This window comes from Bacillus sp. FSL R5-0422 (assembly GCF_038610765.1).
Classification (GTDB): domain Bacteria; phylum Bacillota; class Bacilli; order Bacillales; family Bacillaceae; genus Bacillus; species Bacillus pumilus_O.
This window is the reverse complement of sequence record NZ_CP152014.1, coordinates 2600827-2617592: the sequence shown is the minus strand read 5'-3', so window position 1 is coordinate 2617592 and position 16766 is coordinate 2600827. Positions and strand designations below refer to the sequence as shown.

Below are 16766 nucleotides of genomic sequence, written 5' to 3'. Positions count from 1 at the left end.
TTTTAAAGGAATGTGAAAGAGCATGACCATCTTAAATTGTTTGTATAGAAAAAAGCCGTTCACATGAGGAACGGCTTTTTTCATACACATTTATGCTTTTTTTACTCTTGGACTTCTTGGTTTATTGATTTTGTTAGCTTGTTTGATGGCTCTTCGTTCAGCATTTAATGATTTATACAGTGACACAACCATCAAGATAATGACAATGGAGAACGGCAAGGCGGCGAGTTTTGCTGTATTTTGCAAGGCTTGAAGTCCGCCTGAAAATAATAGCACTGCCGCAACAGCTGATTGGATAATGCCCCAACTGATCTTTACACTATTCGCAGGATTTAATGAGCCATAGGTTGTCTGCATTCCTAGAACAAAGGTGGCTGAATCTGCTGATGTGATAAAGAATACAGCAATTAAAATTAGTGCCAAAATGGATGTAATCATGGCAAGCGGGTATTGATTTAAAACACCAAACAGCATCGTTTCAGTCGGCATACCAGCTACATCTATAATATTTTTTTGTTGTAAATCCATAGCTGATACTCCGAAGATAGAGAACCATAGGAACACGAGGATTGAAGGAGCCACTAAGACACCAATTAAAAATTCTCGAATGGTTCTTCCGCGTGAGACTCTCGCAATAAAAATGCCGACGAATGGAGACCAAGAGATCCACCATGCCCAATAAAAAATCGTCCAACCATTAATCCATTCTCTCTTTTCTGGATCATTTGGTGATAATCTAAAGCTCATTTGTACAATATTCGATAAGTATTGTCCGATCGAATCTGTAAATGAATTTAAAATAAAAACAGTTGGTCCAGCAAAGAGTAAAAAGATCATGAGTATAGCAGCAAATATCATATTCGAATTACTTAAATATTTAATACCTTTACCAATTCCGCTCCAAGCAGAGATCAAGAACAGAACAGTTACGATCGCAATAATAATGAGCTGAGTCAAAAAGTTATTTGGAATGCCGAATAAATAGGTTAATCCACCATTAATTTGTGCGGCACCTAGCCCTAAACTTGTGGCTACGCCAACTACTGTTGCAAACACTGCGATACAATCGATCGTTTTTCCAATCCATCCATGAATTCTGTTTCCGAATACTGGGTATAAGGTGGAACTAATTAATCCAGGCGCATCTTTTCTAAATTTAAAGTATGCGATGCATAATGCGACAATCGCATAAATGGCCCATGCATGAAGTCCCCAGTGGAAAAATGTATAACGAAGGGAATCGCGGAAGGCTTGTGCAGTTTCAGTCTCTCCTGTTGGTGATTGAATTGCATAGTGACTGATTGGTTCAGCGGCCCCATAAAAGACAAGACCAATTCCCATACCGGCACTAAATAGCATCGCAAACCAAGAAAAAAGGCCAAATTCAGGCTCTTCACCTGGTTTTCCTAACGTAATTTTTCCGATTGGACTAAAAATAAAGAATAGACAAAAGCCGACAAGTAGTGAAATCACTATCAAATAATACCAGCCAAAGTCGTTTGTAATGTAAGTTTGAATCTGATCTGTGACATTTTGTAATGTTTCTGGAGAAAAAGCTCCCCACATAACGGCAACAAATGTGATCGCAATCACAATCCAAAATACACTTGATACGTTTTTCACACCATCTCACTCTCCTGTTGTTCTACACGTTTAAGCAGAGGATTTTGTTTAATATCCCCTATCTCAACTATTTTCAAACAAAAAGAGTCGAGTTTCTCACTCGACCTCTACTTTACCGTAACATGTTTTGCTTCCATTAATCAACTATCGATATGTGAAGATGATTTTTCTTCAATTCGTTTGCGAAGTCGGTAGACATATTCTTTTAAGCAAACAGCGAAAATAGTAAAGGCTAACACAACTGCGACTTTTAACGGGTTAATAGACAATTTTAAGAAGACAGCGGCTGTCAAACTAATCACCACTGCTAGGATAATCGGAAGTGCACGTCTAATCATGAAAATCTCTCCTTTGCTTCAAGTGCAGCATTCATACCGGCAAGTCTGCCAGTCACAAGTGCTGACGTGATATTGTATCCGCCTGTATAACCATGAATGTCTAAGATTTCTCCGCAGAAATATAGACCGGGCATTTTTTTAGACGCCATTTTTTTCGGTTCAATTTCTTTCACAGAAACGCCGCCCCCTGTGACAAACGCTTTGTCCAAAGAGAGGGTACCGTTCGCATGAACGATAAAATGTTTGCAATCATGGACGAATGCGCGCAGTTTATCCTTAGCAAGACCCGAAAATGTATCTTGAGGATCTATCCCGTTTCGCTCTAACAAAAACAATAAGTAGCGTTCTTGCATCCAAGACTTCAGAACATTTTTAATGGCTTTTTTCGGTTCTTCTTTTAAGTCTTGATGTAGTTTTTGGAAAAGCTCCTCGTCATTAAGCTTTGGATATAAGTCTATTTGCAGACGGACGGTCGGCTGTTTCTTTAATTCTTTCACCACAAATCCGCTGCATCTAAGAACAGCTGGGCCGGATAAACCAAAGTGTGTAAAGATCATATCCATGACATGTGTGACGACGGGTTTCCCTTTTTTATTTAAAACACTGACAGCCACACTTCTTAAAGAAAGCCCTTGGAGCACTTTTTCTTTAATAAAACGCTCATCTGATGTGACCGGTACTTCTGTTGGGAAGAGCTCTGTAATCGTATGACCAGCGGCTTCTGCCCAAGCGTAGCCGTCACCAGTAGAACCAGTATGCGGCACACTTTTTCCGCCAACAGCAATCACAACGGCATTACTTGAAATTTTTTCATCATTATTTGTAACAATTCCAGCTGCTTGTCCGTCTTGATACAGAACTGTTTTAATCTTCTCATTCGTTCGAATGGTCACATTGAGGTTGCGAAGCCTGTCTAAAAGGGCATCAACAACAGATTGTGCTTTGTTTGAGACAGGGAACATACGTCCATGGTCTTCTTCTTTAAGTTCAATGCCAAGGTTTTCAAAAAAAGAAATAATATCCTCGTTATTGAACTCAGAAAATGCACTATATAAAAAGCGGCCGTTTCCGGGAATATGCTTGATGATTTCTTCTACTGGAAGGCGGTTCGTGACGTTACAGCGTCCACCGCCAGAAATGGCGAGCTTTCTGCCAAGTTTGGTTCCTTTGTCAATTAACAGAACAGTTGCACCGTGCTCTGCTGATGCAATCGCGGCCATCAGTCCAGAAGGTCCACCGCCAATGACAATGACATCATAATGTTTCATGTTACATTCCTCTTTCTACTTTCAGTCATTTATCTATTATAACGAAAATTGGGTAAGGCTGAAATATGAATTGATTGGTTTTGTGCCTTCTGTATTGGATTTGTTACCTGTGCGTCGAAATGATGTGGTAAAATAGTTGAGTTGAATATTCATTAGAAAAATGGTGGTTAAGCGCATGTCTAATAAACTGCTTCGTGGTACGTTGGTTTTAACGATAGGGACTTATCTCTCTCGTATTCTTGGTATGATTTATTTAATTCCATTTAGCGCAATGGTTGGAGCTACTGGTGGAGCGCTATTTCAATATGGATACAATCAGTATACGATCTTTTTAAGTATTGCTACGCTTGGTTTCCCAACAGCGGTATCAAAATTTGTTTCTAAATATAATGCAATTGGCGATTATGAGACAACAAGAAAAATGTTCAGGGCAGGTATGTCGGTCATGCTTGTCACCGGGATTATCGCCTTTTCTATTTTATATTTAACCGCACCGATTTTTGCGAAGATTCAGCTTGGCGGATCGAATGAAACAGGCGGTTTGACTGTCGATCAAGTAGTATATGTGATTCGGATGGTCAGTTTAGGTCTTTTGGTTGTACCTATTATGAGTCTTGTGCGAGGGTACTTCCAAGGGCACTCTATGATGGGACCGACAGCTGTTTCCCAAGTTATTGAGCAGCTTGTCAGAATCATCTTCCTATTAACAGCAACGTTCATTATATTAAAAGTGTTTGACGGCGGTCTTGTCATTGCTGTCGGTTATGCTACATTTGCAGCACTGATCGGCGCATTTGGCGGGTTATTCACGCTTTATTTATATTGGCTGAAGCGCAAGGATCGGCTCTTATCGATGCAGCCGAATACAGGTGCTTCCTCTGACTTATCATATAAGCAAATGTTTACAGAGCTATTTAGCTATGCGGCACCGTATGTGTTTGTTGGACTGGCGATACCAATTTATTCTTATATTGATACAAATACGATTAACAGAGCCATGATTGCATCAGGACATCAGGATATTAGTACAGCGGTCTTGTCTATCGTGACGTTATATTTACCGAAGCTCGTGATGATTCCTGTGTCGCTTGCAACAGCGTTTGGCTTAACCTTGATTCCAACGATTACGGAATCATTTACAGCTCGTAACTACAAGCTACTCAATAGACAAATTGATCAGACGATGCAGGTTATTTTATTTTTCGTGCTGCCTGCTTCATTTGGTATCTCAGCATTGGCTGGACCGGTTTATTGGTTTTTCTATCCCTCTGTTCATCCTGAGATTGGGATGTCTATTTTGTTCTGGTATGCACCTGTTGCGTTATTGTTTTCTCTATTCACCATTAACGCAGCGATTTTGCAGGGAATTAACAAGCAAAAGTTTGCCATCGTCAGTCTGTTGTTAGGGATCATCATTAAAACGGTTCTGAACATTCCACTCATCAGCTGGCTACAAGGAAATGGCTCTGTGCTTGCGACTGCCTTAGGTTATAGTGCATCCATCTTGTATATGTTTATCATGATTAAGCGCCATGCTGGCTATTCATTCCGCAGGATTTTCAAACGATTTATTCTCATTGGTATTTTAACTGCGATTATGGCTGTCGTGGCGTATGTGACATGTCAGCTTGTGAGCCAAGTGATATCGTATGAAGGTGGAATTGTTAATGCGGGTATCGTCATTCTGATTTCAATGATCACTGGTGGCGGTGTGTATCTGTTCTTATCTTATAAGGTTGGATTACTTGAGCGTGTACTCGGCAGCCGTATGCCGAAATTTTTAAGAAAAAAGAGTTAAGAAGAGGTGGAGTTTTCATGAGGCTTGATAAATTGCTTGCTAGCAGCGGCTTTGGTTCAAGAAAAGATGTAAAGAAGCTGGTCAAGGCACGGGCAGTCACCGTGAATGGAGAACTGGCGAAGCAGGTGAAAGATCATGTTGATCCATCGAATGATGAAGTGCTCGTGCACGGAGAGCGTGTAGAGTATAAAGAATTCATTTACTTAATGATGAACAAACCAGATGGGGTCATCTCAGCAACAGAAGATGTGCGGGATGAAACGGTCGTCGATTTACTTGAGCCTGAGGATATCGCAAGGGAGCCATTTCCTGTGGGCAGACTGGATAAGGATACAGTCGGTCTTCTCCTCCTCACAAATGATGGACAGCTTGCACATCAATTACTTTCTCCAAAAAAGCATGTGCCAAAAACGTACGAAGTTCATTTGAAATATCCATTAGGAGATCAAGACATCAATCGCCTTGAAGAGGGTGTTATCATTTTAGATGATTACCGTACGAAGCCGGCGAAGGTTGAAGTAGATGCGAATGAAAGTGAAGATACACGCATCCGTTTAACAATTACTGAAGGAAAGTACCATCAAGTGAAGCTCATGGCGCAAGCAGTGGGAAATGAAGTCATCTTTTTAAAAAGACGCTCGATGGGGGCTGTCTCTTTAGATGAAGATCTAGCACCCGGGGAGTACCGTGAATTGACGGATGAAGAATTAGACAGCTTAATCAATCGACCATAAATATAGAACAAAAGAAAAGAACCGGTATATCGCCGGTTCTTTTAGCGTGTAGACAAACCTTCGCATTCGTTGTCAGTCCTGTGCTTCGGTGCTCGTCCTTCTTAGACTTCAAAGGTTTTCTATCACGCTGAAAAAAAGACAAAAGCACCGGCATATTTGCCGGTGCTTTTTGTTATATGGACAGTTCATTATGCGCTTAAGATGATATTTTTACTTTTTTTCTCGTTGTTTCCCATTTGCCTCTGCTTGGACTATGAACAAGATCGTTATAGGCAAGCACGTTTAAGTCTCTTTGAATGGTTCTAGGTGTGATCCCGAATTCATCAACCAGCTCTTGTGTCGTCACAAGACCTTTCTCTTGAATGAACATATAGACTGATTTTATTCGAGTCATCATACGGTTTGTTGAAGGTTTCAAAAAACCACTCCCTATCAATAAGATCGGATGGACTTGACTAACCACAACTTACTACACTAAAACTGCGAAATAAGGACATGCAACAATGGTAAATGTTCGTGTTTCTTAATGTTTTATTCTATTATACACGTTATTATGCATCTAGTTCCACCAAAAAGTCAACTTTACGTGTTTTTTAACTTGTCTTCATGAATGGAGTTATGGTATATACCATGTTTTGAATCCGGTTACAACCCAATAGGCGTAAGGGGTATGAAGATTATTGTAACGTTTAAACCTTCAAAAAATAAACACAGAAAATTTACAAAATAAAAAATTCACTGATCTCAAAAAGACACATCCCCTGTTAGAATGTGCCTGTTTTGTTTCTGTTATCCTTCTAAAAAAAAGAGCTGTATGAAAAATAAAATGGCAAAGATGAGAACAAGAACATGTACTTCTCTCCATTTTCCTTTTGCCAGTTTCACAAGTGGATAAGAAATAAATCCAAGTGAAATTCCGGTTGAAATACTAGATGTCAGCGGCATGGAAAGAATCACAAGAAAAGCAGGAAATGCTTCGTCTAGCTCATTCCAGCGAATGCGTGACACGGAGTTCATCATCAAGCACCCGACAATGATGAGAACAGGTGATGTGATGGACGGTAAAGAAGAAATAGCCTGAACAAGCGGGCCGAAAAACAATGCCACAATAAACAATGCAGCGACTGTTAAAGACGTTAGCCCGGTTCTTCCACCAGCAGCAACCCCAGAGGATGATTCAATATAAGCTGTCGTTGGGCTTGTTCCAAACATAGAACCAATCGTCGTTGCAGCAGAGTCAGCAAGCAGGGCTCTGCGTACCTTTGGCAGCTGCCCGTTTTTCATGAGTCCGGCTTGTTCAGCCACTCCGATCATTGTGCCCGTTGTATCAAAAATCGTCACTAGTAAGAAGGAGAAGACGACCGCATACAAATGATGAGAGAATACATCACCAAAGGCAGCGAATGGATTTGTAATCAGCATACCTTCTGGCAGGGCAGGAATGTCCATCAGCATTTTAGGGAAATGAAGCTGTCCTGTTATGAGGGCAATTAGCGTCGTGGCTAACATGCCGATAAACAGAGCACCATTGATTTGAAGTACCATTAAAATAACAGAGATCATTAAGCCGACAAGCGTTAAAATGACAACAGGCGAGCTCAAGTTGCCAAGCTTCACTAGATTTTCCGGATCAGCTGTGATAATCCCAGACTGACGGAGCCCGATAAAAGCAATAAAAAGCCCGATTCCGGCTGTAATGCCGTATTTTAAATTATCTGGAATGGCTTGAATCAGTTGTTTTCTAAGGGATGTTAACGATAAAATAACAAAGAGTATACCAGCAACAAATACCGCACTGAACGCTGTTTGATAGCTGATGCCGCCACCACCGACAACTGTAAAGGTGAAATAGACATTCAGCCCCATACCTGGTGCAATCGCAATTGGATAATTTGCAAATAGTGCCATCCAGAGCGTACCGACGACAGCAGCGATAATTGTTGCAGTAAAGACTTGGTCAAAAGGAATGCCTGCTTTTGAAAGAATTCCTGGGTTAACGGCAACAATATAGACCATAGTAAAGAATGTCGTCATACCAGCGATTAATTCTCTCTTTATGTTGGTTTGGTTTTCTTTTAACTGAAACATAAAATCCTCCATTTACGAACATTATTACAAAACAATTAATATAATATTCGTTTTATGGGTGGAATGCAACCTTTTTTCAAGGAGGAATGGAAAAAATGAATTGGGAAGCTGAAGTCATACGAAAAAAAGACGATTTGATTAAGGACACACAATCTTTTTTACAAATTGAGAGTGTGCTGGATGAAGAAGGTGGAAAAGAAGGAAAGCCATTTGGTGAAAAAGTCGATCAAGCCCTTCAGTATATGCTGAAAAAAGGGGAGGACGAAGGCTTCACAGTCAAGAATGTGGATGGCTATGCAGGTCATATTGAATATGGAGAAGGCGAAGACATTGTAGGTGTGCTCTGCCATGTGGACGTTGTGCCTGCTGGTGACGGCTGGACAACCCCGCCATTTTCAGCGGACATAAGAGAAAATAAAATATTCGCCCGAGGCGCCATTGATGATAAAGGACCAACTATGGCGGCTTTCTACGCGCTAAAGATGTTAAAAGATACAGGGATGAAGCTGTCAAAAAAGATTCGAATGATCATTGGAACAGATGAAGAAAGTGATTGGCGCTGTGTGGACCATTATTTCAAGCATGAGGCGATGCCGCAAATTGGATTTGCCCCAGATGCTGATTTTCCGATTATTCATTCTGAAAAAGGGATCATTGATGCCATTGTGTCATTTACATATCAACATACAGAACAACATCAGCGCTATACACTCAAGCAATTCACATCGGGTATGCGGCTGAATATGGTGCCGGATGAGGCAACTGCCACTGTGACAGCGGCACAAGACCACGATGTTGAGTCATTAAAAACAGCTTTTGAAGCATATCTTGCTGACAATCAATTATCAGGTGAGGTAAAGATTGCAGCGAATGAACTACATTTCACATTAAAAGGTGAATCAGTTCATGCCATGGAGCCTGCGCATGGCACAAATGCAGGCATTCATATGGCCAATTTCCTCAGTGGACAAGAAATAGATCAAGACGGGCTTGCTTTTACTTCTCAAATCAACGCTTTATTTGATCAAGATACTAGAGGGAAAAAGCTAGGAATTGCTTGTAAAGATGATATTAGCGGAGATTTAACTTTAAATGTTGGCACGATCCGCTATACACAAAACGAAGAAGCGAAGCTAGGATTAAATGTCCGCTATCCAGTGACAGCAGATGGCAAGGACGTTAAAAAAGGGATCGAAGGCATCAAAGGGGCCACCCTTCTGAAATTTGACGACAGCCCTCCGCATCACGTCTCAAAAGATCATCCACTTGTGAAAACATTGCAGCGGGTATATGAGGAACAAACTGGAAATCCAGCTCATCTGATTGCAATTGGTGGAGGGACGTATGCAAGATCTTTAGAAGCGGGCGTTGCCTTTGGTCCTCTCTTCCCTGGCAGACCAGATTGCGCACATCAGAAGGATGAATATATCGAAATCGACGATCTACTAAGAGCAACCGCACTATATGCACAAGCCATGTATGAATTGGCAAAATAGAAAAAGAGAAGAGGGGATTCACAGTGAAAAAAATGTTCTTATGCTCTTCATTCAAAGACAGCTATTCTCTCTTGTCTGATTTTACGGGTGAATCGTTAAAAGGAAAACGCGTGACATTCTTCCCAACAGCTAGTGTTGTGGAAGAAGTCACGCATTATGTGGAGGCAGCGAAAGAAGCCTTTCATCAACTCGGTATGCAGCTAGAAACTGTTCAGATAGCTGAGCAGTCTACCGAAGAAATCACAAAGATGATCAAACAAAATGATGTGATGTATGTATCAGGAGGCAACACTTTCTATTTACTGCAGGAATTGAGAAAACACGGTCTCGATGACGTGCTGAAAGAAGAAATCAATAAAGGAAAGCTGTACATCGGCGAATCGGCAGGGAGTATCATCATGGCGCCAAGCATTGAATATATCTCCTTGATGGATGAGCGGCAGAAGGCACCAGAGCTTTCATCCTATCAAGGTTTCAATGAGGTAAGCCGCTATCCAGTACCGCATGTGCATAATACCTATTTAGGAGATGCTGCGCAGCAAATCCTAAAGCAGTATGAAAAGACGCTCGATTTATGCCCGCTTACTGATGAACAGGCTTTACTCATCACAGGGGAGCAGGCTGTGATAAAGACTGCTGAATCAGCCTAACCGCAAAACGAAGAAAAAAGGAACAGGGGGTTCATTGCCCCTGTTCCTTTTTTAATCTTGAAAAACATCACTTGATAAGTATCGTTCGCCTGTATCAGCTGTCATACAGATCACAATTTGATCTGCCGGCAATTGCTTGGCTGTTTCAATCGCAGCATAGCAGGCTGCACCAGATGATGGACCAACTAAAATCCCTTCAAGCCGGGCAAGCTGTCGTGTAATTGTGTACGCATCTTCATCGCTTACTTGCACAATCTCATCATAGACATGCTCGTTTAAAATTTGGGGAATAAATCCTGGGCTTGTGCCAACAAGTTTATGCTTGCCAGGTGTCCCGCCAGATAAAACTGGTGATCCCTTTGGCTCTGCTACACGTATGGTCAATTGAGGGAATGCTTTCTTTAATTCCTCACCAGTACCTGTAATGGTTCCGCCAGTTCCAGCTGTTGCGACAAAGGCTCCTAGAGGCTTTCCAATTTGTTTGACAGCATCCATAATTTCAACAGCGGTTGTGCCTCTATGGGCATCTGGATTCGCCCTATTATCAAATTGCATCGGGATAAAGCTATGAGGAATTTGAGCTGCCAGTTCCTCTGCTTTGCGAATACAGCCTGGCATTTTTTCTTCCCCTGGGGTCAAAATGACCTGCGCCCCGTAAGCCTTTAAAATATTGATTCGTTCCTTTGTCATCGTATCAGGCATCACAAGGATAGCTTGGTACCCTCTAGCTGCTGCGTTCATGGCTAATCCAATCCCTGTATTCCCGCTCGTCGGTTCAATGATGGTCGCTCCTTTTGTCAGCTTACCTTGTTTTTCAGCCTCGACGATCATATTGTAAGCAGCGCGGTCCTTCACACTACCGCTAGGATTAAACGATTCTAGCTTTAAATAAACAGCTGCCGCATTGTCTGGCTGAAGCCGCTGTAATTGAACAAGTGGTGTATCGCCAATCAGCTCAGCTATATTTTGTGCTACCTTCATCATGTGACACCCTTTCTTCTCTTTCCGCATTTCTTTAGTTATACTATCATCAATGGGGATTCGTAAAGTTTGTGAAAAAAGGACAGGTGATATTGTGTCAGAGAACCGTCATTATTTTATTGGGATTCATATCCCTGAACAACTTGCGTCTCAAATTAAAAAGGACATTGATCAAAGAAGCGGACTGTCTTTTCAAAAATGGACAGCACCACATGATTATCATGTGACCTTGATCTTTTTAGGGGCCATTTCAGAAGAACGCTTAAAAAAGATCATCGAGCTGCTTGAGGTCCTCTCAAAGGAAGCCGCTGCATTTTCACTAGAGCTGAATGAGGTGGGACAGTTTGGCACGAAGGAACGCCCGAGAGTCTTTTTTGCAAAACCTGATGAAAGTGAACCGCTCATGCTATTAAGAGAAAAGGTGAAAGAAGCCGTATTGTCAGCAGGACATCCTGTTGAAAAGAGACCGTTTCATCCGCATATGACGATTGCGCGCAAATGGAATGCGGATCATTCTTTTGCAGAACAAGCGCCTTTACGCAAAGAGCCATACGTGATAGAGGTTTCTAGTATCACTCTATATGAAATACGACCAAGAGAAACCCCGCGTTATTACGCAATTAAACAATTTGCACTACATAAATGATTCTAAAAGTTGGAGTGAGCAGCAGATGGCGCAAATTATCAAAATTCAAGATTATATATCACGATATGAACAAGACCCGCATCATTACATCAATCAATTTATTCGATTGAAAAAGCAAAGGTGGGACGAGTTAAAAAAAGCGTCAAAAGAGAAGACGCAGCATTCATTTGACCAAATTTCTGAACAAGCGCCTGAACAAGAGGAGGAAAAGAGAAAGAAATTCTCCTTAAAGAGAAAGCAAAAAGAAGCCGATATGAAGAAGGAACGGGACCTAAGTCTTTTTAACGAGCCAACAGATATAGAGCAAGGTGTCTTTACAAACGTTCCTACTGATGAAACGAAGCTCATTCATTTTTTTAAGGATCATCTATATGATGTTCAATTAAAATGGGCCAGCTCGACGATTTCCCATATTTCAACCGTTTCCCATCACATTCGGTATGATGAAAAGCTGCGCATGCTTGCTAGGCAGCTTCCGGATTCATATTTTGTGATGTACAAACCGGTGCTGCTCATTCAAAAAGCAGAGATGGAATTATGTCCAGTCCTCATTACGCCGCTGGAAGTGATTTGTTTATCCTTCCTAGAGGCAGAACCTGACAGCGTATATATCGGAACGAAGGAACGTTTTTGGGAAAAGCGGGCGAATGGGAAAGCGGTTCAGTCCGTTTTGAATCCTTGCGCAAGCCTTCTACGCTCTGGCACCGTCGTGTCAAAGATTTTACAGCAAAGCGGTGTCGATCTTCCTGTGAAGAAAATCCTGATCAGCCGTACCTCTTATATTGACTTACCGGAAGTTCCATACGGGATGGAGGTTGTCGATAAGAAGAAGGCGGAAGATTGGTTTGAAAAGCAGCGGAAAAATACCGCTCCGACAAAGCATCAGCAATTTAAGGCGACAAAAGCATTGCTTGCTTATGGTGAATCAGACAGCAAAAGAAGGCAGGAATGGCTCGATTAAAGGGATAATGGAAGGTCACGAAAAAAGAGACCTGAGTGGAGCTAATATATGAATGAATGGTACTTTATCGTTAATCCAGCAGCAGGACATGGAAAAGGACTTCGTACATGGAGGAGCATAGAGAAAGAATTACAAAAGGTGGAGATCTCATATCGATCGTTTCTCACCCAGCATGAAGGTCATGCAGAAGTATTGGCAAGACAAATTAGCGCCATGCAAGATGACAGGCTGAAGCGCCTGATTGTCATTGGTGGTGACGGCACCATTCATGAAGTCCTGAATGGCTTAAAGGAAATGGATCATGTGCAGCTAAGCTTTGTCCCCGCTGGTCATTGGAATGATGCGGCGAAGGGCCTTGGCATCCATCGTCAAGATGTCCTAAAAGAAGTGAGAAAGCAAAAGAGAATGCTCACCAAAACATTTTCTCTCGGCTCCTTTCAAGATCACGCAGAAAGCGCACAGTCCGTTCTCTTTCTCAATCATATCGGTGCTGGGTTTGATGCACATGTGCTAAGGAAAACAGTGCATTTTAGAGGGAAAAAGTGGCTGAAACGGCTAAGGCTTGGGTTTATCATCTATCCTCTGTCATTTCTCCATTCTTTATGGTCCTTTAAGCCGTTCGACCTTGCACTGTTTATTGAAAACGAGAAGAAGGTCTTTCGCCAAGTGTGGTTTGTGATTGTTTGTAATCACCCCTATTACGGAGGCGGGCTGGAAGCAGCGCCAGAAGTGAGCGCAAGACAGCCGGGCTTTCAAACGCTCGTTGTCACAGATTTGAATCCATTTAAAGTGCTCTTGTTTCTAAGTGCGATGGTGTTTCGTAAGCACCTTGGAATGAAGGGAGTTACCCTGTTTCAACACGAGGAAGCGTACTTGGAGGCAGACGGAAAAATCATATTTCATGCAGATGGTGAAGTAATTGGTGCAACACCTGTTTTTGTGAAGGCGAGTGATCGCTCCTTAAAATTACGTGCTTAAATCATGTCTCGTGAATGTCCTAATCAAAGAACCATGAAAAAAGCCTTTCTTTTCATAAGGTTCTTGTCCTGATTTTCTAGTTTTGCTTGACGAGTATAAGAAGGTAACGATAAAATCTATAGGACGGCTATTGTTTAGCATCTCATTCTCAATAGCTGTCCTTTTTGTTTTTATGATCATATAAATAAAAAAAGAAACAGCCTATTGACCTTCAATCGGCTGAATTTTGTCGACTAAAAAAGCATGATTTAAAATATTTTAAGAAATGATGGGTTGAAAATTGATATGAACTGGTTGGGACAAATATTAGGTAGCGAATGGCACATCTCTCCTGCTGGAGGCGCTACGGGAGATGCGTACTTCGCAACACACAATGACCAAAAGCTATTTTTAAAACGCAATACGTCACCGTTTCTTGCGGTTTTGTCAGCTGAAGGCATTGTGCCGAAGCTTGTCTGGACAAAACGGATGGAAAATGGGGATGTCATCACTGCACAGCACTGGCTGAGCGGCAGAGAGCTGAAGCCAAAGGACATGAATGACCGTCCTGTCGCAGAGCAGCTAAGAAAAATTCATACATCGAAAGAATTGCTTGATATGCTGAAACGATTAGAGAAGCACTCTCTAGACCCAGCATCCATTCTGAAACATTTAAAACAGTCCATATTAAAAGAGCAAATTGATACGCGTGACGTCACACGTGCTATCCAATACTTAGAGAAGCATGTGGAGGCAGTTCAATTTGAAGACAAGGTCGTGTGTCATTGTGACCTCAATCATAATAATTGGCTGCTGACAGATGAAAACCAGCTTTACTTAATCGATTGGGATGGGGCGATGATTGCTGACCCAGCCATTGATCTTGGACCACTTTTATACCATTATGTTGAAGAAGAAAACTGGGAAAGCTGGCTCTCAATGTACGGTGCCCCGCTGACGGACAATTTGCGAAAACGGATGGCTTGGTATGTCCTCGCTGAAACCGTATCGTTTGTCGTGTGGCATAAAAGAAAAGGAAATGAAAAAGCACAGCAAGAAGTGAAAGCGGAGCTGAGCGCACTCTTACAGCGGTTAAACATTCATTAAGACAGAGGAATATTCTCGACCCACTCTGACAAATGCGATTGATGCGCCTCAATATGTGCATCAATTGAATGGACAGAAGTGCCCTTTTGGCTGTAATCATAAATATCTGTTAATAATTGACGAATGTCGGCATCAAGGTCTTCTTTTGCCAGCATTAATTGAATCACGCGTCCCACCTGTTCATATTCTGCAACAGTCCCGCAGCAATCCAACTGGTGATCGGTTAAAATATCTTTGATTAATTGAAGCTGATGTTGACGGTTTAATCCCATACGTATGCTCCTTTTCTGCGTGTCATTTATGAGGTTAAACTGTGCATTCAGCGCCCAATTTATACATGCGTAAGACCAGCTCAGGCGAAGGGTTGGTCTTTTTCATATGCGCATAAAGATGCCGTCTTGCGGGTCTTTAGGTTTCATGGTATCTTGATAAAATGTAAAGAAAATAGAGGTGTATCAAATTGAGAATGCGACATAAACCATGGGCTGATGATTACTTAGCTGAAAATGCTCATATTGCCTTAGCGAACCCCGAGCAATATAAAGGGAAGTGGCATGAGCTGTTTAGAAATGATCATCCAATCAATATCGAAGTTGGCACAGGGAAAGGGAGCTTTATCGCTGGCATGGGCAAGCTTCATCCTGATATCAACTATATTGGCATTGAATTATTTAAAAGTGTTATTGTGACAGCAGTAGACAAAATCAAAGAGACAGATGTTGAAAATGTAAAGCTTTTGAACATTAATGCGGAAACGCTGACAGATGTGTTTGCTGAAAATGAGATTGACCGGGTGTATCTGAATTTCTCTGATCCGTGGCCAAAAGCAAGGCATGAAAAGCGCAGATTGACGTTTAAGGCCTTTTTAGAGCGATATGAACATATTCTCCGTCCAGGCGGTGAGTTGCATTTCAAAACAGACAACCGCGGGTTATTTGAATATTCCTTAAAGAGCTTTTCTGCATATGGCCTTCTTTTAACGTATGTAAGCTTAGATTTACATAAGGACGGACTAGAAGGAAATGTGATGACGGAATACGAAGAGAAATTCTCGTCTATGGGACAACCTATCTATCGATCAGAAGTGAAATTTCCAGAATAACAAATAACATCAAGCTGGCTGCAAAAAAAATGCAGTCAGCTTTTTTCGTGAAAAGATTGATGCATGCGATTTTCAGCTGTATTTGCTACGATAGAAAAAGGAGGGATGACAGCAATGGAGACAATGAAAATAGGTGACATGGAACTATTTTGGTTAAACGGGGGAGATACACATATGGACGGCGGTGCGATGTTTGGTGTAGTGCCAAAGCCGCTATGGTCAAAAAAATACCCGGTGAACGATCGCAATCAAATTGAACTGCGGTGTGACCCGATCCTCATACGATGGAATGGTCTTCATTTTTTAGTGGACTCCGGTATCGGATCAGGTAAGCTGACGGATATACAAAAACGCAATTACGGCGTAACAGAAGAGACGAAATTGGAAGAGTCACTTGCGGCACTTGGCCTGCAACCAGCAGATATTGATTACGTCTTAATGACGCATCTTCACTTCGATCATGCAAGCGGATTAACAAAACTCGAAGGAGAAAAGCTCGTGTCTGTTTTTCCGCAAGCAAAAATCATCACATCCAAAATCGAATGGGATGAAATGAGGGCGCCTAACATCCGCTCAAGAAATACATATTGGAAAGAAAACTGGGAGCCCATAGCAGATCAAGTGGTGCCGTTTGAAGAAAGCATCGAAGTAATAGAAGGCATTCAGCTGCATCATACAGGTGGTCATAGCAATGGTCATAGCATCTTAACGCTCACAAGTCAGGGCGAAACAGCGATTCATTTAGCTGACATCATGCCAACGCACGCTCATAAAAACCCATTATGGGTCCTTGCTTATGATGATTACCCAATGACTTCAATTCCAGCTAAGCAAAAATGGCAGGCATTTGCAGAAGAAAAAAATGCGTGGTACTTGTTTTATCATGATGCAATTTACCGCGCTGTTAAGTGGGATGAAGACGGGCAAATCACACATGAAATCAAAAGAGAAACAGGAAGATAAAAGATCATCTGCATGTTTTTTCGCCTTTCACACAAAATAACGACAAAATGAACT

The 16766-nt window shown here is 41.7% G+C and carries 17 protein-coding genes; 10 read left to right on the top strand and 7 right to left on the bottom strand.

Features of this window, described 5'->3' with window-relative positions; translation table 11 throughout:
* Positions 1-90 precede the first annotated feature (90 nt).
* From MKX52_RS13330 to MKX52_RS13320, 3 genes are all read right to left on the bottom strand, one after another.
* Entirely contained in the window at positions 91-1623 is a 1533-nt protein-coding gene (locus MKX52_RS13330) for a BCCT family transporter (RefSeq protein WP_144468967.1), read from the bottom strand.
* 140 nt (positions 1624-1763) lie between these two features.
* Positions 1764-1961, bottom strand: a complete 198-nt coding sequence (locus MKX52_RS13325; protein ID WP_012010942.1) for a hypothetical protein — start codon at positions 1959-1961, stop codon at positions 1764-1766.
* A complete protein-coding gene (locus MKX52_RS13320; RefSeq protein WP_012010941.1) occupies positions 1958-3229 on the bottom strand; it encodes an NAD(P)/FAD-dependent oxidoreductase in 1272 nt (423 codons plus the stop codon). The genes MKX52_RS13325 and MKX52_RS13320 overlap by 4 nt, the downstream gene beginning before the upstream one ends.
* A 175-nt stretch (positions 3230-3404) precedes the next feature.
* Here MKX52_RS13320 and MKX52_RS13315 point away from each other — a divergent pair, with 175 nt between their 5' ends.
* Together MKX52_RS13315 and MKX52_RS13310 are read left to right on the top strand one after the other, a co-directional pair.
* The gene (locus MKX52_RS13315) at positions 3405-5027 is read left to right on the top strand and encodes a polysaccharide biosynthesis protein (protein ID WP_144469156.1); all 1623 of its coding nucleotides are present in this window, start codon (positions 3405-3407) and stop codon (positions 5025-5027) included.
* Between the two features lie 17 nt (positions 5028-5044).
* The gene (locus MKX52_RS13310) at positions 5045-5761 is read left to right on the top strand and encodes a pseudouridine synthase (protein WP_342490847.1); all 717 of its coding nucleotides are present in this window, start codon (positions 5045-5047) and stop codon (positions 5759-5761) included.
* A gap of 196 nt (positions 5762-5957) precedes the next feature.
* Here the strand turns inward: MKX52_RS13310 and MKX52_RS13305 are convergent, their stop codons facing one another.
* Together MKX52_RS13305 and MKX52_RS13300 are read right to left on the bottom strand one after the other, a co-directional pair.
* Complete coding sequence (locus MKX52_RS13305) at positions 5958-6179, bottom strand: DeoR family transcriptional regulator (protein ID WP_008356419.1); 222 nt, start codon at positions 6177-6179, stop codon at positions 5958-5960.
* A 371-nt stretch (positions 6180-6550) separates the two neighbouring features.
* Positions 6551-7849: an NCS2 family permease gene (locus MKX52_RS13300; RefSeq protein WP_144457632.1), complete on the bottom strand. Its 1299-nt coding sequence runs from the start codon at positions 7847-7849 to the stop codon at positions 6551-6553.
* Positions 7850-7944: 95 nt separating this feature from the next.
* Here MKX52_RS13300 and pepV point away from each other — a divergent pair, with 95 nt between their 5' ends.
* On the top strand, positions 7945-9345 hold the full coding sequence (gene pepV / locus MKX52_RS13295; RefSeq protein ID WP_342490846.1) for a dipeptidase PepV: 1401 nt from the start codon (positions 7945-7947) through the stop codon (positions 9343-9345).
* Positions 9346-9368: 23 nt separating this feature from the next.
* Positions 9369-9995 (top strand): Type 1 glutamine amidotransferase-like domain-containing protein, encoded by a 627-nt coding sequence (locus MKX52_RS13290; RefSeq protein ID WP_342490845.1) that lies wholly within the window; start codon positions 9369-9371, stop codon positions 9993-9995.
* A 51-nt stretch (positions 9996-10046) separates the two neighbouring features.
* On the opposite strand, the gene cysK is transcribed toward MKX52_RS13290, so the two are convergent.
* Positions 10047-10979, bottom strand: coding sequence for a cysteine synthase A (gene cysK / locus MKX52_RS13285; RefSeq protein WP_342490844.1), 933 nt, complete (start codon positions 10977-10979; stop codon positions 10047-10049).
* Positions 10980-11070: 91 nt separating this feature from the next.
* Between cysK and thpR the strand changes: the two genes are divergently transcribed.
* From thpR to MKX52_RS13265, 4 genes are all read left to right on the top strand, one after another.
* Positions 11071-11622 (top strand): RNA 2',3'-cyclic phosphodiesterase, encoded by a 552-nt coding sequence (gene thpR, locus MKX52_RS13280; protein ID WP_012010934.1) that lies wholly within the window; start codon positions 11071-11073, stop codon positions 11620-11622.
* Between the two features lie 25 nt (positions 11623-11647).
* Entirely contained in the window at positions 11648-12583 is a 936-nt protein-coding gene (locus tag MKX52_RS13275) for a hypothetical protein (RefSeq protein WP_088003520.1), read from the top strand.
* Between the two features lie 48 nt (positions 12584-12631).
* Positions 12632-13561 carry a YegS/Rv2252/BmrU family lipid kinase gene (locus tag MKX52_RS13270; RefSeq protein WP_012010932.1) on the top strand — a complete coding sequence of 310 codons (930 nt, stop codon included), beginning with the start codon at positions 12632-12634 and terminating at the stop codon, positions 13559-13561.
* Positions 13562-13846: 285 nt separating this feature from the next.
* Positions 13847-14647 carry a phosphotransferase family protein gene (locus MKX52_RS13265; RefSeq protein WP_176372686.1) on the top strand — a complete coding sequence of 267 codons (801 nt, stop codon included), beginning with the start codon at positions 13847-13849 and terminating at the stop codon, positions 14645-14647.
* On the opposite strand, the gene MKX52_RS13260 is transcribed toward MKX52_RS13265, so the two are convergent.
* The gene (locus MKX52_RS13260) at positions 14644-14919 is read right to left on the bottom strand and encodes a YtzH-like family protein (protein WP_012010930.1); all 276 of its coding nucleotides are present in this window, start codon (positions 14917-14919) and stop codon (positions 14644-14646) included. The genes MKX52_RS13265 and MKX52_RS13260 overlap by 4 nt on opposite strands.
* A gap of 188 nt (positions 14920-15107) precedes the next feature.
* Between MKX52_RS13260 and trmB the strand changes: the two genes are divergently transcribed.
* A complete protein-coding gene (trmB, locus tag MKX52_RS13255) occupies positions 15108-15749 on the top strand; it encodes a tRNA (guanosine(46)-N7)-methyltransferase TrmB (RefSeq protein ID WP_342490843.1) in 642 nt (213 codons plus the stop codon).
* Positions 15750-15863: 114 nt separating this feature from the next.
* The gene (locus MKX52_RS13250; RefSeq protein ID WP_342490842.1) at positions 15864-16712 is read left to right on the top strand and encodes an MBL fold metallo-hydrolase; all 849 of its coding nucleotides are present in this window, start codon (positions 15864-15866) and stop codon (positions 16710-16712) included.
* Positions 16713-16766: the final 54 nt, after the last annotated feature.